Origin of the sequence: Nocardioides sp. SYSU D00065 (assembly GCF_017916425.1) — a bacterium.
Lineage (GTDB): Bacteria > Actinomycetota > Actinomycetes > Propionibacteriales > Nocardioidaceae > Nocardioides.
On the sequence record NZ_JAFMSX010000001.1, the window covers coordinates 1,018,956 to 1,039,517 of the forward strand.

Annotated in this window: 15 protein-coding genes and 1 riboswitch; of the genes, 9 read left to right on the forward strand and 6 right to left on the reverse strand. The window is 73.2% G+C overall.

Features of this window, described 5'->3' with window-relative positions:
- Positions 1-98 precede the first annotated feature (98 nt).
- The gene (locus J3P41_RS04895) at positions 99-2,795 is read left to right on the forward strand and encodes an esterase-like activity of phytase family protein (RefSeq protein WP_210649082.1); all 2,697 of its coding nucleotides are present in this window, start codon (positions 99-101) and stop codon (positions 2,793-2,795) included.
- 42 nt (positions 2,796-2,837) lie between these two features.
- Here the strand turns inward: J3P41_RS04895 and J3P41_RS04900 are convergent, their stop codons facing one another.
- Genes J3P41_RS04900 through mfd form a run of 3 tightly spaced genes read right to left on the reverse strand, consistent with a single transcriptional unit; the run spans position 2,838 to position 7,565 of the window.
- Positions 2,838-3,287 carry a MazG nucleotide pyrophosphohydrolase domain-containing protein gene (locus tag J3P41_RS04900; protein ID WP_246861454.1) on the reverse strand — a complete coding sequence of 150 codons (450 nt, stop codon included), beginning with the start codon at positions 3,285-3,287 and terminating at the stop codon, positions 2,838-2,840.
- An 11-nt stretch (positions 3,288-3,298) separates the two neighbouring features.
- Positions 3,299-3,970, reverse strand: coding sequence for a hypothetical protein (locus J3P41_RS04905; protein ID WP_210649083.1), 672 nt, complete (start codon positions 3,968-3,970; stop codon positions 3,299-3,301).
- Between the two features lie 10 nt (positions 3,971-3,980).
- Complete coding sequence (gene mfd, locus J3P41_RS04910; protein ID WP_210649749.1) at positions 3,981-7,565, reverse strand: transcription-repair coupling factor; 3,585 nt, start codon at positions 7,563-7,565, stop codon at positions 3,981-3,983.
- Between the two features lie 233 nt (positions 7,566-7,798).
- Between mfd and J3P41_RS04915 the strand changes: the two genes are divergently transcribed.
- Positions 7,799-8,470, forward strand: coding sequence for a hypothetical protein (locus tag J3P41_RS04915; RefSeq protein ID WP_210649084.1), 672 nt, complete (start codon positions 7,799-7,801; stop codon positions 8,468-8,470).
- Positions 8,471-8,595: 125 nt separating this feature from the next.
- Entirely contained in the window at positions 8,596-9,582 is a 987-nt protein-coding gene (locus tag J3P41_RS04920; RefSeq protein ID WP_210649085.1) for a lytic transglycosylase domain-containing protein, read from the forward strand.
- On the opposite strand, the gene J3P41_RS04925 is transcribed toward J3P41_RS04920, so the two are convergent.
- Positions 9,583-9,987, reverse strand: coding sequence for a VOC family protein (locus J3P41_RS04925; RefSeq protein WP_210649086.1), 405 nt, complete (start codon positions 9,985-9,987; stop codon positions 9,583-9,585).
- 91 nt (positions 9,988-10,078) lie between these two features.
- Positions 10,079-10,144, forward strand: a riboswitch (guanidine-III (ykkC-III) riboswitch).
- 14 nt (positions 10,145-10,158) lie between these two features.
- On the opposite strand from J3P41_RS04925, the gene J3P41_RS04930 reads away from it, so the two are divergent.
- Positions 10,159-10,473, forward strand: a complete 315-nt coding sequence (locus J3P41_RS04930) for a multidrug efflux SMR transporter (RefSeq protein WP_210649087.1) — start codon at positions 10,159-10,161, stop codon at positions 10,471-10,473.
- Between the two features lie 41 nt (positions 10,474-10,514).
- Here J3P41_RS04930 and J3P41_RS04935 read toward each other — a convergent pair whose 3' ends face one another.
- Positions 10,515-11,285, reverse strand: coding sequence for a 3'(2'),5'-bisphosphate nucleotidase CysQ (locus J3P41_RS04935; RefSeq protein ID WP_210649088.1), 771 nt, complete (start codon positions 11,283-11,285; stop codon positions 10,515-10,517).
- A 10-nt stretch (positions 11,286-11,295) separates the two neighbouring features.
- Positions 11,296-12,048: a LuxR C-terminal-related transcriptional regulator gene (locus J3P41_RS19160; RefSeq protein ID WP_210649089.1), complete on the reverse strand. Its 753-nt coding sequence runs from the start codon at positions 12,046-12,048 to the stop codon at positions 11,296-11,298.
- A gap of 416 nt (positions 12,049-12,464) precedes the next feature.
- Here J3P41_RS19160 and J3P41_RS04945 point away from each other — a divergent pair, with 416 nt between their 5' ends.
- The 5 genes from J3P41_RS04945 (at position 12,465) to J3P41_RS04965 (ending at position 19,999) form a co-directional block, all read left to right on the forward strand.
- The gene (locus J3P41_RS04945) at positions 12,465-13,931 is read left to right on the forward strand and encodes a HAMP domain-containing sensor histidine kinase (protein ID WP_210649090.1); all 1,467 of its coding nucleotides are present in this window, start codon (positions 12,465-12,467) and stop codon (positions 13,929-13,931) included.
- A 7-nt stretch (positions 13,932-13,938) separates the two neighbouring features.
- On the forward strand, positions 13,939-14,592 hold the full coding sequence (locus J3P41_RS04950; RefSeq protein WP_307861831.1) for a response regulator transcription factor: 654 nt from the start codon (positions 13,939-13,941) through the stop codon (positions 14,590-14,592).
- A gap of 10 nt (positions 14,593-14,602) precedes the next feature.
- Positions 14,603-16,450, forward strand: a complete 1,848-nt coding sequence (locus J3P41_RS04955) for an asparagine synthetase B (RefSeq protein WP_210649092.1) — start codon at positions 14,603-14,605, stop codon at positions 16,448-16,450.
- 404 nt (positions 16,451-16,854) lie between these two features.
- Positions 16,855-18,339 (forward strand): exopolysaccharide biosynthesis polyprenyl glycosylphosphotransferase, encoded by a 1,485-nt coding sequence (locus tag J3P41_RS04960; RefSeq protein WP_210649093.1) that lies wholly within the window; start codon positions 16,855-16,857, stop codon positions 18,337-18,339.
- 256 nt (positions 18,340-18,595) lie between these two features.
- Positions 18,596-19,999: an HNH endonuclease signature motif containing protein gene (locus J3P41_RS04965; RefSeq protein ID WP_210649094.1), complete on the forward strand. Its 1,404-nt coding sequence runs from the start codon at positions 18,596-18,598 to the stop codon at positions 19,997-19,999.
- Positions 20,000-20,562: the final 563 nt, after the last annotated feature.

Genomic DNA, 20,562 nt, shown 5'->3' on the forward strand with positions numbered 1-20,562 from the left:
CAGGACGTACGCCGTTCACGTCGGCGTCACCGCCGCGCCACGCGCCGCGGCGATCCTTCGCCTGACGTCTCGGACCCGACCGCGCGAAAGGCATCGCATTGCACTCCCGACGACCGTTGGCGTACCTCGCCGGCGCCGCCCTGCCCCTCTCCCTGCTGGCCGTGACCGGCGCCTCCTCCGGTGCCGCGCAGCCCGCGGAGTCGTTCCACCGGCTGGCCACCTACCCGGTCTTCCAGAACGTCCCGGCGGGCGTCGACCCGGCTGACGAGACGGTCGCGGAGATCTCCGACGTCACCGACGACGGGCGCACGGTGGTCTACACCGACGCCGCCGGGCGCCGGATCGGCTTGCTCGACATCACCGACCCGGCGAACCCGGTGGGCAAGGGGTCCATCGACGTCACCGCGGCCGACGCCGCCGGAGCGCCCGGCGACTCCCCCACCTCGGTCGCCGTCGTCGGCGACCACCTCCTGGTCGCGGTCGACAGCACGGACGGCGACTTCACCGACCCGTCGGGCCGCGTCGACGTCTACGACGTCGCGAGCCGGGACCTGGTGCGCAGCATCGACATGGAGGGGCAGCCCGACTCGATCGCGACCAGCCCCCACGGGACGTACGCCGTCGTCGCCGTGGAGAACCAGCGCGACGAGGACGCCGCCCCGGCCGGCGGGGACGAGGGCGACCTCCCCCAGGCGCCCGCCGGGTTCGCCCAGGTCATCGAGCTGAGCGGCGGCCCCGCCGCCTGGACGACCACCCGCGTGGACCTTCCCGCCGCCGCGCTGGAGGGGATGAACACGCCCGAGGACGCCGAGCCGGAGTACGGCGACATCAACGCCGACGACCAGTACGTCCTCACCCTCCAGGAGAACAACGGCCTCGTCGTCATCGACCTGCCGTCGAAGCGGATCGTCTCCGCCTTCTCGGCCGGCCGCGCCCAGGTGCCGGGCGTCGACGACGACAACGACGGCGTCTTCGACTTCACCGTCGACCTCGACCTCCCCCGCGAGCCCGACGCCGTGCAGTGGGTCGGCGACGGCCTGGTCGCCACCGCCAACGAGGGCGACTGGCTCGGCGGCACCCGCGGATGGACGGTGTTCGACGCCGCCACCGGCGACGTCGTCTGGGACGCCGGTCGCTCGTTCGAGCAGCTCGCCGTGGAGCACGGGCTCTTCAACAACGACCGCGCCGACAACAAGGGCGCCGAGCCCGAGGGCCTGGCGTTCGCCGAGATCGGCGGCACGCCGTACGCCTTCGTCGGCTCCGAGCGCAGCAACTTCGTCGCGGTCTACGACATGACGGACCCGACCCAGCCGCGGTTCACCCAGGCGCTGCCGACCACCAACGGACCCGAGGGCCTGCTGCCCGTGCCGTCGCGGGACCTCGTGGTGATCTCCTCGGAGACCGACGACGCCGCCGCGCAGGTGCGCGCGAGCGTGGCGATCTACCAGCTCGGCGCCGGGCGGCCGGCCTTCCCGTCGGTGGTCTCCGACGCCGACGCGGACGGGACCCACATCGGCTGGGGCGCCCTCGGCGCGCTGTCGGCCGACCCCGGCAACGCCGGCCACCTCTGGGCGGCCAGCGACGCGGCGTACGCCACCGGCCGGATCTACCGGCTCGACGTGGGCGCCGAGCCCGCGGTCATCGAGAAGGTCGTCGAGGTGACCGACGGCGGCACCACGCCGGCGCTCGACATCGAGGGCCTGTCCGCACGCCCGGACGGCGGCTTCTGGCTCGCCGTTGAGGGCGCGACCGGCGCCGGCAACCAGGTCCTGCGCACCGACGCGCGGGGCCGGGTCGTCCAGACCGTCCCGCTGCCCGCGTCGGTGACCGACCACGTCCGCAGCTGGGGCCTAGAGGGCGTGACCGCCACCGGCACCGGCTCCTCGGAGGTCGTGTACGTCGCGCTGCAGCGCCCCCTCTGGACCACCACGAGCGGCGCCCTGACCCCGCTCGAGGGCACCAGCACCCGGATCGGCCGCTACGACGTCGCGACCGGCACGTGGAGCTGGTTCGCCTACCCGCTGGCGACCACCGCCACCGCCGGGGACTGGATCGGCGTCTCCGAGGTGACGGCCGTCGACGCCGACACGCTCGCGGTGATCGAGCGCGACAAGCTCAACGGGCCGGCGGCCGCGGTGAAGCGGGTCTACACCGTCGACCTGCCCGCCACCGGCGGCACCACCACGCCCGTGCCGCTGACGAAGCGGCTCGCCGTCGACGTGCTGCCGCGGCTGCGCGCGCTGAAGGGCTGGACGCAGGAGAAGCTCGAGGGCCTGACCATCGGCGCCGACGGCCAGGTGTACGCCGTCACCGACAACGACGGGCTCGACGACGCCACCGGCGAGACGCAGCTGCTGCGCCTCGGCGCGGCGGCCACGGTCTTCGCACCGGAGCCGACGGCGCCGCCGACCACCCCGCCGACCACTCCCCCAACCACCACGCCCACGGTGCCCGCCACGCCGGCCCCGACGCCCGTCGCCCCGGCTCCCACCCCGGCTCCCACCCCCGGGCCGGTCGCCAAGGCGGAGTCGCGGGTGGCGCTCACCGTCCGGGACCGGCCGGGCCGCCCGGTGCGCCTGGTCGCCAGGGTCCGCCCCGGCACCGCCACCGGCAAGGTCCGGGTCTTCGTCCGGCGCGGCGGCGAGACCGAGCTGCGGCGCAAGGTCCGGCTGGACGACGGACGCGCGGTGCTCGACCTGCGCCTGACGGGCGGCCGCCACACGGTCGTGGTTACCTACCTCGGCGACGCACGCACGCGGCGCTCGCGCACGGTCGAGCGGGTCACCGTCCGCTGACCCGCTGACGTCATGGGGATCGCCGGTGCGCACCGGCGATCCTCATGACGTCCGGTCGCGCGCCTGCGCCTTCTCCGCCTTCTCGGCCTTCTCCGCCTTTTGGGCCTTCTCGGCGGCCTTGGCCGCGTTCCACAGCCGCTGCACCTGCGCGGCGTCGGTGGCGATCGCGTCGCCGAAGACGTGCGGGTTGCGGCGCTCCATCTTCGCGATCACGCCCCGCGCGACGTCGTCGAGCGTGAAGTCGCCCGCCTCCTCGGCGATGACCGAGTGGATGACCACCTGGAGCAGAAGGTCGCCCAGCTCGTCGCACAGCGCCGCGGGGTCGCCCGACTCGATGGCCTCGACGACCTCCTCGGCCTCCTCGCGCACGAACGGGACCAGGGAGGCGTGGGTCTGCTCGCGCTTCCAGGCGCACTCGCGCCGCAGCAGCCGCATCTGGTCGGCGAACGCCTCCAGCGCCGAGCCGTGCTCGCCCGATCCGCCCGCCGTCATCGGACGATCACTCACCCGCAGCGGTGCGTGAGCGGCAGCGTCTCGGCGTACGCGGTGTCCGGCTCGGTCGCCTGGCCGGCCGTCGCGGTCTCGCCCACGGCCACCGACGTGTTCGTGTCGACGGGGGTCAGGACGCCGTCGACGCTCTCCAGCCCGTAGCGCGGGTCGATCTCGATGCCGTGGGCGTCGGGCCACTGGTTGAACACGTCGACCCCGGCCTCGGACAGCTGCTCCTCGGTGGGATCGCTGACGCCCTCGTCCTCGAGGACGATCGCGCCGATCTGGTTGACGACGTCGTTGGCGAGCGCGGGGGTCGAGGCCAGCTCGACGAAGGTGTCCTGCACGTCGGCCGGCATGCCGGCGGCGGCCTGCCGACGCTGGGCGACGTCGCCGCGGTAGGTCGAGCCCGGCTCCACGCCGTAGTCGTCGGCGATCTGCATCGCCTGCGAGCGCAGCGTCATCAGCTGCACGACGTACTGGCGCACGAAGCCCATCGGGACGGCCGCCTCGAGCTGGTCGCTCACCGACGTGCAGTAGTCGGCCGTGGTGCGGTCGACCTCGCGGACCGTGAGCTCCTCGTCGCCCACCTTGACCGCCACCCCCGGCGCGGCGCTCCCGCACCCGGTCAGCAGCAGGGCGGCGACGGCCGTCGTCGCGGCCGTGGTCAGGCGGGTCTTCCTCACGAGTTCACTCCTAGCTGGACGCTGCGGTGGTGGCCGGCACCGGCGGGTCGATCACCTCGTCGATCACGCCGCGGGCCCATTCAAGCAGGGCCACGCCCGCCACCGGGCGGACGGGGAACCCGGCGCTCTGCGGCCGCGGCACGAGGATCGTGCTGACCGGCGCCTTGACGATGCTGCGCGGGTGCAGCCGCTGCAGGCGTACGACGCGCGAGTCGGGCAGGTCGACCGGCGCGAAGCGGACGTACTTGCCGGCCACCGTGACCTCCCCGACACCGGCCTGGCGGCACCGGGCCCGGAAGCGCGCCACGACGAGCAGCGACTCCACGACCTCCGGCGGCGGACCGTAGCGGTCGACCAGCTCGGCGCGGACCTCGTCGACGTCGGCGTCGGCGCGCACCTCGGCCAGGCGCTTGTAGATCTCCAGCCGGAGCCGCTCGCTCGGGATGTAGTCGTGGGGCAGGTGCGCGTCGACGGGAAGCTCGATGCGGACCTCGGCGAGCTCCTCCTCGGCGCCGCCCTTGAAGTCGGCGACCGCCTCCCCCACCAGCCGGACGTAGAGGTCGAAGCCGACGTCGGCGATGTGCCCGGACTGCTCGCCGCCGAGCAGGTTGCCGGCGCCGCGGATCTCCAGGTCCTTCATCGCGATCGCCATGCCGCCACCCAGGTCGGAGTGCTGGGCCAGCGTCGCGAGCCGCTCGTGGGCGGTCTCGGTCAGCGGCTTCTCCGCCGGGTAGAGGAAGTAGGCGTAGGCCCGCTCGCGCGAGCGGCCCACCCGCCCGCGGAGCTGGTGCAGCTGGGACAGGCCGAGGGTGTCGGCCCGCTCGATGATCATCGTGTTGGCGTTGGACACGTCGAGTCCCGACTCCACCAGGGTCGTGCACACCAGCACGTCGAAGCGCTTCTCCCAGAAGTCGAGCATGACTTGCTCGAGCTGGCGCTCGTTCATCTGGCCGTGCGCCGTCGCCACCCGCGCCTCGGGCACCAGCTCGCGGATGCGGGCGGCGGCCTTCTCGATCGAGTTGACCCGGTTGTGGATGTAGAACACCTGGCCCTCGCGCAGCAGCTCCCGGCGCACCGCCGCCACCACCTGCCGGTCCTCGTAGGCCCCGACGTAGGTGAGCACCGGGTGCCGCTCCTCGGGCGGGGTGGTGATCGTCGACATCTCGCGGATGCCCGTGACCGCCATCTCGAGGGTGCGCGGGATCGGCGTCGCGCTCATCGAGAGCACGTCGACCGAGGTGCGCATCCGCTTCATCTGCTCCTTGTGCTCGACACCGAAGCGCTGCTCCTCGTCGACGATGATCAGGCCGAGGTCCTTCACCTTGATGTCGGGGTTGAGCAGGCGGTGGGTGCCGATCACGATGTCGATCGACCCGTCGGCGAGACCGTCGACGACCTCCTTGGCCTCCTTGTCGGTCTGGAAGCGCGACAGGGGCTTGATGACGACCGGGAAGCCGCTCATCCGCTCGGTGAACGTCGACAGGTGCTGGGTGACCAGCAGCGTGGTGGGCACGAGCACCGCCACCTGCTTGCCGTCCTGCACGGCCTTGAACGCCGCGCGCACCGCGATCTCGGTCTTGCCGTAGCCGACGTCGCCGCACACCAGGCGGTCCATCGGCACCACCTGGCGCATGTCGGCCTTGACCTCGTCGACGGTCGTGAGCTGGTCGACGGTCTCGGTGAACGGGAACGCGTCCTCGAGCTCGCGCTGCCAGGGGGTGTCCGGGCCGTAGGCGTAGCCCCTGGTCGCCTGCCGCGCGGCGTAGAGCTTGATCAGCTCGGCGGCGATCTCGCGGACCGCGCGGCGCGCCTTGGCCTTGCGCTTGGTCCAGTCGCCACCGCCGAGCCGGTCCAGGCTCGGGTTCTCGCCGCCGACGTAGCGGGTGACCTGGTCGAGGGTGTCGGCGGGGACGTAGAGCATGTCGTTGGGACCGCCGCGCTTGCTCGGGCCGTACTCGAGCACCAGGTACTCGCGGGTCGCGCCGCCGACCTCGCGCTGCCGCATCTCCACGAACCGGCCGACGCCGTGCTGCTCGTGGACGACGTAGTCGCCGGCCTTGAGCTCGAGCGGGTCGATCTGCTTCTTGCGGCGCGTCGGCATCCGGCGCATGTCGCGGGTCGAGGTCTTCTGGCCCGACAGGTCGTCGCCGGTGACCACCGCGACCCGCGCCTCGTCGTCGACCACGCCGTGCACGAGGTGGCCGCACGTGACCGTGACGACGCCGGCGCCGGCGGTGTCGCCGTCCTCCACCATCCGGGCGGCGATGTCGTTCTCGCCGAGGAGCTCCACGAAGCGCTCGGCCGGCCCGTGCCCGGCGTGGACCACGACCACGTCGAGCCCCTCGCCCACCCACTCGCGGATGTCGTCGACGGCCTTCTGCAGGTCGCCACGGTAGGCCTCGGCGGGCTGGGTGGGCAGGGTGCGGCTCGGGACGCCGGCGGTCTGCGCGTCCGCGAGGGCCGCGGCCGGGACGTCGTCGGTGTCGATCCCGAACGGGCTCACCGTCCACCACGCGTGGCCGAGGCCGAGCGCGTGGAGGCGGACGTCGGCGATCTCGCGGTACGACGCGGCGCCGAGGTCGATCGGGGCGGTGCCGCCGCCGGCGGCCGCGGCCCACGACGCGCTCAGGAACTCCTCGCTGGTGGCGACGAGGTCGTGGGCGCGGCTGCGGGCGCGCTCGGGGTCGAGGACGAGCACGGTGGTGTCGGCGGGCATCAGGTCGACGAGCAGCTCCATCGAGTCGACGAGCACCGGGGCGAGGGACTCCATGCCCTCCACCGCGATGCCGGCCGCCATCTTGTCGGTGAGCTCGAGGAGCTGCGGGTGCGCCTGCCCGAGCTCTGCGGCACGCCGGCGTACGTCGTCGGTGAGCAGCAGCTCGCGGCACGGCGGCGCCCACAGCCGCTGCACCGTCTCCAGCGTGCGCTGGTCGGCGACGGAGAAGGCGCGGATCTCCTCGACGTCGTCGCCCCAGAACTCCACGCGCAGCGGGTGCTCCTCGGTCGGCGGGAAGACGTCGACGATGCCGCCGCGCACCGCGAACTCGCCGCGGCGCTCGACCATGTCGACGCGGGTGTACGCCGCGTCGGCCAGGCCGCGCACGACGTCGTCCAGGGCACGGGAGTCGCCGGGTGCGAGCTCGACCGGCTCGATGTCGGCCAGGCCGGGGACCTGCGGCTGGAGCAGGCTGCGGATGGGCGCGACGACCACCGACAGCGGGCCGTTGGCCGGGTCGGTGCCCGGGTGGCGCAGCCGCCGCAGCACGGCGAGTCGACGCCCCACGGTGTCGCTGCGCGGGCTGAGCCGCTCGTGGGGAAGGGTCTCCCAGCTCGGGTAGTAGGCCACCGTGTCGGGGTCGACGAGGTCGGCCAGCTCCTCGACCAGGTCCTCGGCCTCGCGCGAGGTCGCCGTCACGGCCAGGACGGTCCGACCCCGCTCCACCAGCCCGTGGACCACGAACGGCCGGACCGCTCCCGGTCCGGTCAGGTCGAGCGTCGACTGCACCGCGGCGTCGGCCAGCGCACCACCCAGGGTGGGCGCGGTGGCGAGTCGCCGGGCGACGGCGTGGAGTGGTGTGGACGGCGCGGAGGACACCGGGAATCCCTTCGAGAGCACGCAGAGCGACCCCCGATCGCCGGGCGCCGGGGGGCTTTGAGAGTCTACGGGTGCTGTCCGACAACAGCGCGTGCGGGATGGGACCGATCCACCACCGAGCCTGAGGGCCGACGCGGAGGGTTTGTCCCGGGCGCCGCTGGGGTAGCAAGCACCTCAACGCCCGGCGCCCGAGCGCCGGTCGACCAGAATCCACTGAGAGGAACCACGGGGACATGCGCATCAACCGTCTCGTCGCCGGCACGGTCACCGCCGGACTGCTCGGCCTCACGCCGATCGCCATCGCCGCGCCCAGCCACGCCACCGAGAACCTGACCACCACCACGGTCGCCACGCCGAGCGCCACCGAGGTCGAGTACGGCGACGACATCTACATCAGCGTCGACGTCGACGCCTCCAACGGCTCGTCGGCCTACCGCGGCACCTCGACGCTCTACGCCATGGAGGCCGGCTCCACCGCGTGGGCCCCGGTCGCCACCGGCACCTCGGCGAGCTCCACGTTCTTCGACGTCAAGCCGAAGATCAACACCACGTACAAGGTGGTCTACAGCGGCTACGCCGCCACCTCGACCTACGAGGACAACTACGCGGCCAGCGAGTCGGCCCCCTTCACCGTGGGCGTCGCGCGCAAGATCACCTACCCGAGCTCCGGCTTCGTGCTCAAGGGCAAGGTGACGCCGAACTACGGCAAGAAGAAGATCGTCATCAAGGTCAGCAAGAAGCAGAACAAGGGCTTCAAGGGCTTCAAGACCATCAAGACCAACAAGGCCGGCAAGTACCGCGTCACGCTGCCCAAGCGCGGCGGCACCTGGTACTGGAGCTTCACCGTCAAGGGTGACGCCAAGTACCTCGGCACCGGATTCGTCTGGAAGACCTGGGTCTCCTGACCTGAACGCTCCCCACACCGACCCGGCAGAGACTCGCTCCCTGCCGGGTCGGTGGCATTTCGGGTGGCACCCGGCTGAGAGTCGGTGGAGCCTCGCGGTGCCGCCCGCTGTGTGACAGTGGGCGCATGTCCCGGTCCTGGCTGCTCGCGGCGCTGCTGGTCGTCCTGACCGCCTGCACGGCTGCACCACGCTCCGGCGCCGGCACCGACGGCTCGCCGCGCCCCAGCGACGCGCCGACGTCCCAGCAACCCTCGACCGAGCCCTCGGATGCGCAGGGCGGGTCCGACGTACCCGAGGAGCTGAGCCCGGCGCTCGCGGGCGCTCCGCAGCGCCCGGCGACGCCCGGGGAGGCGGCGGCCATGGTGCGAGCCTCCCAGCGCGTGATCGGCTCGGCGCGCCCGGACCCCGCCGCGGTGGCCGCGGCCGGGCACACCGGCCAGCTGGCGGTGCGGGAGATCGCGGTGCGCCCCGCGTGGCTGCCGCGGGTGCTGGAGCGGCTCGGCCCTCGCGAGCGACGCTGGGTGCGCGCCAACGTGGCCGCGCGCCGCGAGTTCCGCTCGATGCACCCCACCTCGAACGCCGACCTCGCCGACGAGCTCCCCGCCTGGCGGATCGTGTCGCCGGCGCCCGCCCGGATGGTGCTGCGCAGCTATCGCGAGGCTGAGCGGCGCTTCGGCGTCGACTGGGAGTACCTCGCTGCCATCCACCTGGTCGAGACCGCGTTCGGCCGCATCCGCGGCACGTCGGTCGCCGGGGCGCAGGGACCGATGCAGTTCATCCCGACGACGTGGGACATCTACGGCGCGGGCGGCGACATCCACGACACGCACGACGCGATCCTCGCCGCAGGCAGGCTGCTGCAGGCCAACGGCTTCCGCCGCGACCGGGGTGCCGCCCTGTGGCGCTACAACAACTCCTGGGCCTACGTCCGCGGTGTCACCCTCCACGCCGAGGTGATGCGCCGCGACCCGCGCCAGCTGCACGGCTACCTGGCGTGGGAGGTCTATTACCTGACCCGCATCGGCAGCGTGTGGCTGCCGGAGGGGTATGCCCACCGGCAGCCCGTGCCGGTGCGGGCGTACGTCGAGGCGCATCCGGAGCGCCTCCCCTGATCAGGCCGGCGTGGGCGCCTCCATCTCGGCCGTCGAGCGGAGGATGCAGAACTGGTTGCCTTCGGGGTCGGCGAAGACGACCCAGCCCGTGCCCGGTCCCCACTCCCCGCGATGGTCGGCGACCTCGGTGGCCCCCAGCCCGCGCACGCGCTCGACCTCCTCGTCCCGGGTCCCCTCGCGCGGGCGCAGGTCGAAGTGGATCCGCTTGTCCGGCAGCTGCGCGTCGGGCACCTCGATGAACAAGATGGTGTGGCCGCTGTCGGGGTCGACGATCGTGCACTCGTCGTGGCCGGGCTCGTTGGGGTCGTCCTCGACGTCGACGTAGCCGAGCAGGGACTTCCACCACTCCGAGAGCGCGTAGGCGTCGTGGCAGTCCACGGTGGTGTGCGAGACGAAGGAGGTCATGGGGCCACGCTGGCAAGGCGCACGCACCTCCGCAAGCGCGTTTCGGTCCTCGCCTCGGCTTGCCCGGGAGGGCACCGCGGTGGCACGGTCGGTCGTGCCCCGAGCAGAGGGCGACCGGACGAGGGAGCCGTACCCGGACAGCGACAAGACGGCCACCGAGGAGCGTCGTCGATGGCCTGGTTCGTGCTCGTCCTGTCCGGACTGATGGAGGCGGTGTGGGCCACCGCACTCGGCCGGTCCGAGGGGCTCACCCGCCCTGTCCCGACCGCGACGTTCCTCGTCGCGCTGGCGCTGAGCATGGGCGGGCTGGGCTACGCCATGCGCACCTTGCCGGTGGGCACGTCGTACGCCGTCTGGGTCGGCATCGGGTCCGTGCTGACCCTCGTCATCGCGATGGCCACCGGCACGGAGTCGTTCTCGGTCGTCAAGGGACTGCTGCTGGCCGGGCTCGTGGGCTGCATCATCGGCCTCAAGCTCGTCCACTGAGCGCGCGGGGCGCGAGCGGCCCCCGCGGGCGGCCGGGCTGGTCAGTCCGTGCCGTGACGCCGCACGAAGTCGACGATCTGCTCGGCCAGCTCGGGGCGGCACACGATGAGGTCGGGCAGGGAGGTGTCGTCCTCGTTGTAGACGAGGGGGGAGCCGTCGACACGGCTGCAGTGCAGTCCCGCCGCCCGGGCGACCACGACGGGTGCAGCGTTGTCCCACTGGTACTGGCCGCCGGCGTGGACGTAGGCGTCGGCCACGTCACGCACCACGCTCATCACCTTGACCCCCGCGCTGCCCATCGGCACCAGCTCGGCGTCGAGCTCGGCGGCCAGCGCCTCCACGAACGCCGGCGGTCGGCTGCGGGACACCGCGATGCGCGGACGCGAAGAGGTGCGCGGCGGTACGACGCTGGGGCGCCCGGTGCTGAACGTCTCCCCTAGTGCCGGCTGGGCGACGGCGCCCGCGACGAGGTCGCCGTCCTCCCACAGCGCGACGTGGACGGCCCAGTCGTCGCGCGGCGGCTCGGAGAACTCCCGTGTGCCGTCGAGCGGGTCGATGATCCAGACCCGGCGGGCGGTGAGCCGCGACTTGTCGTCCGCGGCCTCCTCCGACAGCACCGCGTCCTCCGGCCGGTGGGCGGTGAGCACCCGGTCGAGCTCGGCCTGGGCGGCCGCGTCGCCGGCGTCCTTGAGCGCCTTGCCCTCGAGGCCCTCGGCCGCGGCACCGGCGCGTACGTCGAGCAGCACCGTCCCGGCTCGTTCGGCTGCCCAGGCGGCGAAGGCGTGGTCGTCGAGCGTGGTGGGGTCGATCATGGCGCCCACCCTAGCCACGCTCGACGGCTCGCTCGGCGTCGGCGGGCGCGGCGCGCTGGCGAGGTACGACACCGGCACCCGTGCCCACCTGCTGGACCTGACGCAGGATGGCCACGGCCTCGAGCTGGGTCTTCGCCCCGAGCTTGGCGCGCAGGCTCTTGACGTGGCTGCGCACCGTCCCGTCGGTGATGCCCAGCAGCTGGGCGACCTCCGGTACCCGCCGCCCCGAGGCCAGCAGCTCGAGGACACGGCGCTGCTGCCCGCTGAGCGTCTCCACGCGTTGAACGAGTTGTTGACGCTTGTCAAGGGCCTCGATCCAGGCCGCTCGCAGTTCTTGTCGGCGTTCTTGCTCCATGAGCCGGTCCCCGGCGACGAGGCGGTCGACGACCTCGTGCAGCTGGCTGAGGGACGTGGTCATCATGACGATGTCGACCGCAGGGTCCGCGACCAGAGCCCCCCACCCGGGGTCGCTCGGGAGCGACGTCACGACTGCGACGCGCACGTCTCCCAGGGCCAGGACGCGACCGATCTCCTCGACGGCCGCTGCCTGGCCGCCGCCGTCGATCACGACGAGGAGGTGGCGGACGCGCCCCTCGTCCTTGCTCGACGACAGCTCGTCGCGCAGGTTCTCCCACGCGTGGAACTGCACCCGCGCCCCCGTGGACTGCAGCGCCGCCACCACCGCCTGGGCCACCAGCCGGTGCGGCGACACCACCCAGACGACCGGCGCAGGACCGGTCGCCCGGGAGCGCTTCGCGCGCACGTCAACTGGTGGGGCCGCCATGACCTCTCCCTCCCTGCCGGACCTACGACAAACCCTGAGGGGTCGCCGCCGTCACGAAGGTGGCTCGTGCCGCACGTGCACCTATTTGGGGAAGGCGGCCGGCGCGAGGGAGGTCCGCCGACGGGGTACCGACCGTTGGTGGAGCCGGGCTCTTGTCGATGCCTCGCAGCGGGCTTCCGGTGCCCTAGTGGCGTTCTTGACCATTCCTCGTGGACCTCTCAAGGGGGCGGACCAGACCGGCCTTAACGCGGGCCGCGTCGCCGCACACAATCACCGCAGTCCCCCAGATGGGGGGCGATCGGCACCGGGGAACCCGTCCCGCAGTTGGGGTCAGGCGCGTGTCGAAGACCTCGGGGTCGTACGTCGCGGTCGTACAGCTGTTTGTGGGGAGAGACATGCACGAGCATTTCCAAGGGGTTCATCGCTGGATCGGCATCGGAGGCGTCGCCGCCTCCTGCTTCGCCTTCCTGGTCTACGTCGGGTCGAGCGGCGGGCACGTGGGGAGCGTGGCGCCACCGGGCACGGCACTGCCACCACTCGCCGACGGGATCGTCGGCGGTGTGTTCGTCGCCGGTGCGATCTCCGCCGCCGTGGTGTCGTGGCGCCGGCACGCCGGCCCGAGGACCCGGTGGGTCCTGGCCGCGGGAGCGCTGGTCGCGGGCCAGGCCCTCGTCGTCACCCTGCTGGCGCTGCACAGCGCCCCGCCCCGTGACGTCGTCACCCTCACGCTCATGCTCCTCGGCGCAGTCGCGGGCCTGGGGTGCGTGGTGGGCTCGCTGCGCGGCCTGGCCGACGTCGGGCACGTGGTGGACAAGAGCTTCGCGATCGGCCTCGGCATGGGGCTGGTCGCGGCCGGTCACCTCCTGCTGCAGTTCCCGATCAGCCGCCCGCCGGCGGCGACGGTCGAGGTCCTGGTCGGCGTGCTGGTCGCCACCCACGTGGCGGTCGCCGCCCTGGTGCTCAGGCAGCGCTCGCTGGCCCCGAGCGTCGCGGCGCTGATCGTCGTCACCGTGCTCGTGGTCGACGGAGGCCTGCTGCTGAACGTCTTCGGCGTGACCGGCGGCGCCGCCGACGCCGCGGTGGCGCTGGCGAGGGCCGGTGTGGGCGCGGCCTGGCTCACCGTCGCCTGCGTCAGCCTCCGGCGCGCGATCGAGGAGGACCGACGACGCATCGACAGCTTCGAGCACGTCCTGGTCGACACGACGCGCGAGCAGCGCGAGCGCCTCCACGAGCTGCGCAGCACGGTGGCGGGGCTCGTACACGGGTCGGCGCTCATGGACGAACCCGACCTGCCCGAGGACGTCCGCCGGCGGCTCTGGGAGTCGGTCCGCCGCGAGCTCGGACGCATGGAGCGACTGCTGTCCGGCAAGGACGAGCCGGCGACCGAGCTCGACCTCGACGAGGCGCTCACCATGATCCTCGACCTCCAGCGGCTCAAGGGCCGCCAGGTCGAGCTGCGCAGCACCGGCACCACCGTGCGTGCCCGCTTCGACGCGCTCGCGGAGGTCGTCAACATCCTCATGGACAACGCCGTCACCCACGGCCGGACCGATCGCAGCGTGGTGGAGGTCGTGCGCCGCGACGAGGACACCGTCGACATCACGGTGACCGACTTCGGCCGCGGGATCCCCGAGGAGCATCGATCGCAGATCTTCGCGTGGGGCAAGCGGGGCAGCCGCTCGCCCGGTGAGGGCATCGGCCTCCACGTCGCGCAGCGGCTGATGACCGAGGACGGCGGCTCGCTGCAGCTGGCCGAGCCCACCGGCACCGGCTCGTCGTTCGTGATCTCCCTGCCGGCGGTGCGCCGCTCGCAGGAGGACCTGGTGATGGGGGGCGACAGTGCCTGGCGCCGCTCGAGCTGACCACCGCGTGCTGATCATCGACGACCACGTGCTGTTCGCGGAGTCGCTCGAGCTCGCGCTGTCGGTCGAGGGCTACGACGTACGCCGCCTCGAGCTGCCCGAGGAGGGCGGCTCGATGGCCACCGTGCGGTCGCTGGCGCTGCGTGCCGGGCCGCGCACCGTGCTCCTCGACCTCGACCTCGGTCGGTTCGGCGACGGGGTCAACCTGGTCGCGCCGCTGGCGAAGGCCGGCATCAACGTGGTCGTGCTGACCGCGTCGGAGGAGCTCGGTCGCTGGGGCGGGTGCATGCGCCTGGGTGCGCGCCGCGTGCTGCCGAAGAGCGGTGCCCTGCAGTCGGCCCTGTCCACGGTCAGGCGCCTGAACCAGGGCCTGCCGGTGATGAACCGTGAGGAGCTGGAGCTGCTCCTCGACGCGTGGGCTCGCGAGCGACGGGCGCACGACGACCTGCGCCGCCGCCTCGACCTCCTGACCCCGCGTGAGCGGCAGGTGCTGGCGGCGCTGATCGAGGGCCGGACGGTGCGCGCGATCGCGCAGGAGAGCGTGGTCTCGGAGGCGACCGTGCGGACCCAGGTCAAGTCGATACTCAACAAGCTCGAGGTGTCCTCCCAGCTCGCCGCGGTCGGGATGGCGAACCAGGTCGGATGGAGGCAGGGCGCATGAGGGCGACCGGATGAGCGGCATCGGGGGCGTGCGTGCCTTCGGGGCGGGGGCAGGTGCTGAAGCCGGCGCCGGTCCGGGGGTGGCGACCGAGGGGCTGCACCGGATGGCCGGGCACCTGCACCACCGCGGGCCGGACCGGACCTCGGTGTGGGTGGGCTCCGACATCGGCCTCGTCCACACCGGGCTGTCGGCGTCGCACCACGCGCCTCCCGAGCGACCCGTGCACTCCGCCGACGGGCGATGGGTGCTCGTCCTGGACGGGGTGGTCCTCAACCGCGACAGCCTGCGCCACTACCTCGACCGACCGTCCGACTGCGACGACGACGAGGTGGTCGCGGCCGGTCTGGCCGTCGAGGGCATCAGCTTCGCCGAACGGCTGCTCGGGCAGTTCGCCTTCGTGGCGCACGACCTGCGGACCGGCACCACCCACCTGGTGCGTGACCGGCTCGGCGTCGTGCCCCTGCACTACCGCCAGGTCCCCGGTGGCGTCGCGTTCGCCTCCGAGGTGAAGGCGCTGCTGGACGTCGGCCCGGCCCCGCAGGTGGACCGCCGCAGCCTCGACGCCTACCTCGCCACCCGGTCGGTGCCCGCACCCGACACGCTGTTCGAGGGCGTGAAGAAGGTGCGACCCGCGCACCGGGTCACCGTCACCGCCGGCGGCCATGTCGAGGAGGTCCGCTACTGGGCTCCGCCCGAGTGCGACCCGGACGGCACGTGGAGCGCCGCGGACGCCATCGAGGCGGTCGGCGACGGCGTGCGGGCGGCGGTCGAGGCCGCGCTGCGCGCCGGTACGCCGGGCACCCGGGTCGGCGTACACCTGTCCGGCCTCGCCGGCAGCCTGGTCGCCGCCCACGCCCAGCAGCAGCGCGGCGACGAGCCGCTGCACACGTTCTCCGTCGACCTCGGCGACCGCCACCGCGGCACGCAGTCCCGGGAGGCGCGCACCAGCGCCATGTTGGGCACCCTGCACCACGAGGTCAGGCTCGACGCGGCTGGCCTCGACGCTCTCTGGGGCCGGCTCACCTGGGCCCGCGAAGCCCCCCTGTCGGACCCGGGCGACGTCGCGACCTTCGTGCTCGCCCGCGCCGCCCGTGAGCACGTCGACGTGCTGCTCACCGGAGAGGGCAGCGAGGCCCTGTTCGGGGGACACGGCAGCCACCTGCTGGCTCGGATCGTCGACCAGTCCACCCAGCGGACGACCGGGTTGCGCTCGCGCGTCGCGGGGACCGTCGAACGTCACCTGTGCGGGACGTTCACCCCCGCCGAGCGCGAGCGGCTGCTCGGATCGCCCCCGCCCGCCGAGCGGCGGTCGTCGCCGGCCCTCGGCGTGGACCCCGTCGACCGGATGCTGCGCGAGGACCTGCGGCACCGGCTGTCCGACGACGTCCTCGAGCGCGAGGACCGCATGGCCGCAGCCGCCTCCGTCGGGACGCGTCCGTGCCTGCTGGACCACCGCCTGGTCGAGCTGGCCTCCAGGCTGCCGGCGTCGGTCAAGTGGCGCGGCGGCATCGACCACTGGGTGCTGCGTGAGGCCGCCCGGCCGTTCCTGCCCGACGCGGTCCTGGACCGCGCCGGCGCGGAGCCCCGGGTTCCGCTCCGCTCCTGGTTCCGCGACGGGCTGCGGGACGTGGCGCGCGAGCGGCTGACGGCCGAGGGGTCGTGGATCGGCCAGACGTTCGACCCGCGCGCGGTCCACGACGTGCTCGACCGGCACGAGCTCGGAGGACGACAGGCCCTCCGGCTGTGGACCCTGTTGAGCCTCGAGATGTGGCACGACAGCTTCTTCGGTGCCCCGCCGCCCGTCCCGGGACCGCGGCGGGAGCACCGCCGCGTCGCCGTTCCGGGGCAGCGCGGCTGAGGTCCCTGCCGCACCGCAACGCACGCGCTGCAACGCACGCGCCACCACGCACGGGCGGCACACCGAGGCGGCGGCCGAGGTGGGGGATCCTCGACCGCCGCTGCTGGTCCGCCGGGTCGGAACGACGAGTCGTGGGGATCTCATCGTCCTCGGCAGCCGTCACGGCGCTCGAGGTGGGACGGCGTGCCACCCAGCGTGGTGCACCCGCCGCAAGACTAGGTTCTGGCGCCCGCGCCGCCCATCCCACCGAATGGGTATCTCCGGGCCGGCCCGTCGGTGGCGTGTCCCGGGCGTCTGCACGGCTTTCGCTCATTTGCGGCATGCCGTGACCGACCAGCGTTCCTAGGCTCGCACCACCGGGGCAGAGGGCATCCGGTGGGCAGCAACGGGGTGGGGGGCAGAGCATGACGTACACGCCGATCAGGGCCGTCGCGTCCGAGGCCGAGCTGACGACGACACCGGTCCCCCGCCCGCGGGGCGCGGAGCCCGCCGAGCCGTCGACGACGGCCCTGTCGCCGGTCGCTCCCCCGCCGGCCGTGGTCGAGTTCGCGACCCGGGTCTCGTCCGGGCGACGCACGACTCGATCGGCCATCGGCGTCGACACCCTGCTCGCGCTCGCCCTCGCAGGCGCCGCGGCGGCCATGGGAGTCGTCCCGGCGCCGGTGGCGGCTCTCTCCGCCGCGTCCTGGCCGCTGCTGCTGCTGGCGGCCGGGCACTACCGGTACCCAGGTCTCGGCGGGACTGCCGGCGCCCGGTTGGGCATCGTCCTGGGCACCGGCGTGCGTGCGGCGGTGCTGGCACTGGCGGTGTCGCCCCTGTTCTTCACGGTCGACCTGACCGCGCTGGCCGCGCTGGTCGCCATCATGAGCCTCGCCAGCTCCGTCCCCCCGGTCGTCGGCGCGCGACGGCGCCGCCTCCGACTCGTGCTGGCCGGGCGCCCGCGCGACGTCCGGGAGGCGATGGCGGAGCTGCGCTCCTCCGGCAGCCCGGAGATCGTCGCCGCATGCTTGACCCGCCCCTCGAAGGTGCCTCTCGGCGACCTGCCGACGTACGTCGGCTTCGCGGACTCCTCCACCGTGGCGCACCGCCACCAGGCCGACGCGCTGGTGGTGCTCCCCGGCGCGCGCCTGACCCACCACGAGGTGCGCCGCCTGCACTGGGCACTGGCCGGCGTCGGCGCCGAGCTGTACCTTGGCACGGGCCTGCTGGACGTCGAGCCGCAGCGCACGCGAGTCGTGTCCGCCGCCGGCATCGACATCCTGCACGTCACCCCGCCCGTCCTGGACGGGCCCCGGCGTCTCCTCAAGGACGTCGTCGAGCGCTCGCTCGCCCTGGTCGCCTGGCTCCTCGCGCTGCCGCTGCTGGCGGCGCTGTGCCTGGCCATCCGGCTGGAGACGCCCGGGCCCGCCCTGTTCCGCCAGGAGCGCATCGGCCGCAACGGCGTGGCCTTCACGATGCTCAAGCTGCGCTCGATGTGCGTCGAGGCCGAGCACGTGCGATCCGCCCTCACCGCCGTGAACGAGAAGGACGGCGTGCTGTTCAAGATCCAGCAGGATCCCCGCATCACGCCGCTCGGACGGATGCTGCGCCGCTACTCCCTCGACGAGCTGCCCCAGCTGTGGAACGTGGTGCGTGGCGACATGTCGCTGGTCGGACCCCGGCCGGCGCTGCCGAGCGAGGTCGCCCAGTACGACATCGACCCGCGGCGGCGCCTGGTCGTCAAGCCCGGCGTGACCGGCCTGTGGCAGGTCTCCGGTCGCTCGGACCTGACCTGGGCGGAGTCGGTCCGGCTGGACCTCAAGTACGTCGACAACTGGTCGCTGGCCCTGGACGTGAAGATCCTGGTCCGCACCGTCCGGGCCGTCCTCGGCCACCGCGGCGCGTACTGAGCGCGCGTCGTCGGAGGGCGGTGCCGGCGTCCGCCCTGCTCGGCTCAAGCGGGCGGGCCATCTCGGAGGGAGTCGCCGAGGACGACTGACACGGCGCTGGAGGCGGTGGCGGAGAAGGACGCGGCGGGCCTGGGGCCGGCGGGCTGGGGCCGAGGACGGGATCCCGCCACACGGGCGCCACACTTGCTTCCGCGATCTCCACCGGATGCGCCCCGAGCCATGGCCACCGTCAGTCGAATACGATATAATCGAACACATGATCGAGACGCTGGCAGGACCGCGAGGCGCAGGGGTCGAGGACCTCTCCGCCACCGCGCTGCTGGCTGCGATCAAGGAGCGGAAGGCCACAGAGCACCGCGCCGCCGCCGACCAACTCGACCTCGCCGCACGATGGGCCGACCTGCACCCACCGGAGTCCATCCACTCCGCCGCCTCGTTCACCGTGCCCGGATGTGATCACGAGGAGCCCATCGCCGGCGAGGGTGCGCCGTTGGTGGCGGAGTTCTGCGTCGCCGAGCTCGGCGCCGTCCTCGGGATCTCGACGACGTCGGCGAAGCGGCTCATCGGGCACGCGCTCGAGCTGCGGCACCGGCTGCCGCGGCTGTGGGCGCAGGTCCAGTCAGGTGCCGTGCCGGCGTGGCGGGCGCGGTCGGTCGCCGAGGCCACGATCCACGCCACACCCGCGCTCACCCCCGAGGCAGCGGGCTGGGTCGACTCCCAGGTCGCCGCGGTCGCCGGGCGGGTGGGGCCGGCGCAGCTGGACAGGCTGGTCGCTGAGACGATCAAGCGGTTCGACCTGGCCGCGCCCGATCCCGCTGGGGATCCGGAGGACGGCTACCTGTCCGTGGACCCGCGCCACGCCACGATCGACACGCAGGACGTGCACTACGCCGGGACCATGCGCCTCGAGGCCGAGCTCGATCTCGCCGACGCCCTCGACCTCGACCGGGCGCTCGCGCATGGCGCCGCGACGCTGGCCGCGCTCGGCTCCGCTGAAACGCTGGACGCCCGGCGCGCCAAAGCGCTCGGCGACCTGGCCCGCACCCAGACCGCCCTCGACCTCCACACCCAAGGCAATGCCGAGGCGCGGGCAGCTGACGGGCTCCCCGTCGCGCGGGAGGTCGTCCTCCACGCCCACTTCGACGCCACGGCTTGCGGCGACCAGACGGTGTTCGGGCCCACGGGTCGCATGGAGGAAGGCCAGCGGCTCCTGCTGCTCGACCAGGTCAAGGGGTGGTGCGCCGACACGCGCACCAAGGTCACCATCAAGCCGGTCATCGACCTCACCGCCGAGCTCACCTCGCCGGGCTACGACATCCCCGACCGCATCCGCGAGCAGGTCGTCCTCCGCGACCGGACGTGCGTCTTCCCCTGGTGCAGCCGGCCCGCCCGTGGCTGCGACATCGACCACGTCATCCCCTACGACCCGGACGCGCACGCAGGCGGCCGGCCGCAGCCCGGACCGACCACCACGTCGAATCTCGCCGCGTTGTGTCGGCGCCACCACCGATTGAAGACTCACTCCGCCTGGCGGTACAGCATCACCGGACCAGATGCGTTGGAGTGGACCAGCCCCCACGGCCACCGGTTCAGACGAGATCCGTCCGGCACCACCGCACTCGACGACCCACCACCGGTCCCGCTGCCACGCCGACAATGACCCCGCCCCACACCCCGCCGCTCCGATGACGGCGGGGGTACGAGCACGCACGGATGCCGCGGTGGCCGGAACACCGTCGCCCGTAGTGACCCGTCAGGCGCCTCCCCTCCTCGGTCCGCCGCCGCCTGCATCGCACTGGCGCAGCCGTGCCCCAAGCCTGGGCAGGACCACCGGCCGGGTGCAGGGACGTCGGGGACGACGTGTGGCGCTACCAGCCCTCAAACCACCGCAGCTGGACGGCCAAGTGTTCGCGAGCGCCGGCTCTCCGAGGCCAGTGCCGGGCGCACGGTGGTCCTGGACGCAGCTCTACCCCCGCCGCTCCCTTGACGGCGGAGCCTCGAGCACGTGCGGACGACGCGGTGGCCCAAACGCCGTCGCCCGCAGTGCAGGCGCCTGCCCTCCTCGGTCCGCCACGCCTGATCCCACTGGCGCAGGCCTGCCCAAGCCGGGGCAGGACCGCCGGCCGGCTGCAGGCACGTCGGGGACGACGTGTGGCGCTACCAGCCCTCAAACCACCGCAGCTGGACGGCCAAGGTGTCCCGAGCGCCGGCTCTCCGAGGCCA

Excerpts from the sequence above, each read along its gene's own strand:
- J3P41_RS04935 (WP_210649088.1), bottom strand. The coding sequence starts at position 11,285 with ATGATCGACCCCACCACGCTCGACGACCACGCCTTCGCCGCCTGGGCA.
- J3P41_RS04915 (WP_210649084.1), top strand. The coding sequence starts at position 7,799 with ATGCGCATCAACCGTCTCGTCGCCGGCACGGTCACCGCCGGACTGCTC.
- J3P41_RS04945 (WP_210649090.1), top strand. The coding sequence starts at position 12,465 with ATGCACGAGCATTTCCAAGGGGTTCATCGCTGGATCGGCATCGGAGGC.
- J3P41_RS04965 (WP_210649094.1), top strand. The coding sequence starts at position 18,596 with ATGATCGAGACGCTGGCAGGACCGCGAGGCGCAGGGGTCGAGGACCTC.
- J3P41_RS04955 (WP_210649092.1), top strand. The coding sequence starts at position 14,603 with ATGAGCGGCATCGGGGGCGTGCGTGCCTTCGGGGCGGGGGCAGGTGCT.
- J3P41_RS04925 (WP_210649086.1), bottom strand. The coding sequence starts at position 9,987 with ATGACCTCCTTCGTCTCGCACACCACCGTGGACTGCCACGACGCCTAC.
- J3P41_RS04920 (WP_210649085.1), top strand. The coding sequence starts at position 8,596 with ATGTCCCGGTCCTGGCTGCTCGCGGCGCTGCTGGTCGTCCTGACCGCC.
- J3P41_RS04900 (WP_246861454.1), bottom strand. The coding sequence starts at position 3,287 with ATGACGGCGGGCGGATCGGGCGAGCACGGCTCGGCGCTGGAGGCGTTC.
- J3P41_RS04960 (WP_210649093.1), top strand. The coding sequence starts at position 16,855 with ATGACGTACACGCCGATCAGGGCCGTCGCGTCCGAGGCCGAGCTGACG.
- J3P41_RS04930 (WP_210649087.1), top strand. The coding sequence starts at position 10,159 with ATGGCCTGGTTCGTGCTCGTCCTGTCCGGACTGATGGAGGCGGTGTGG.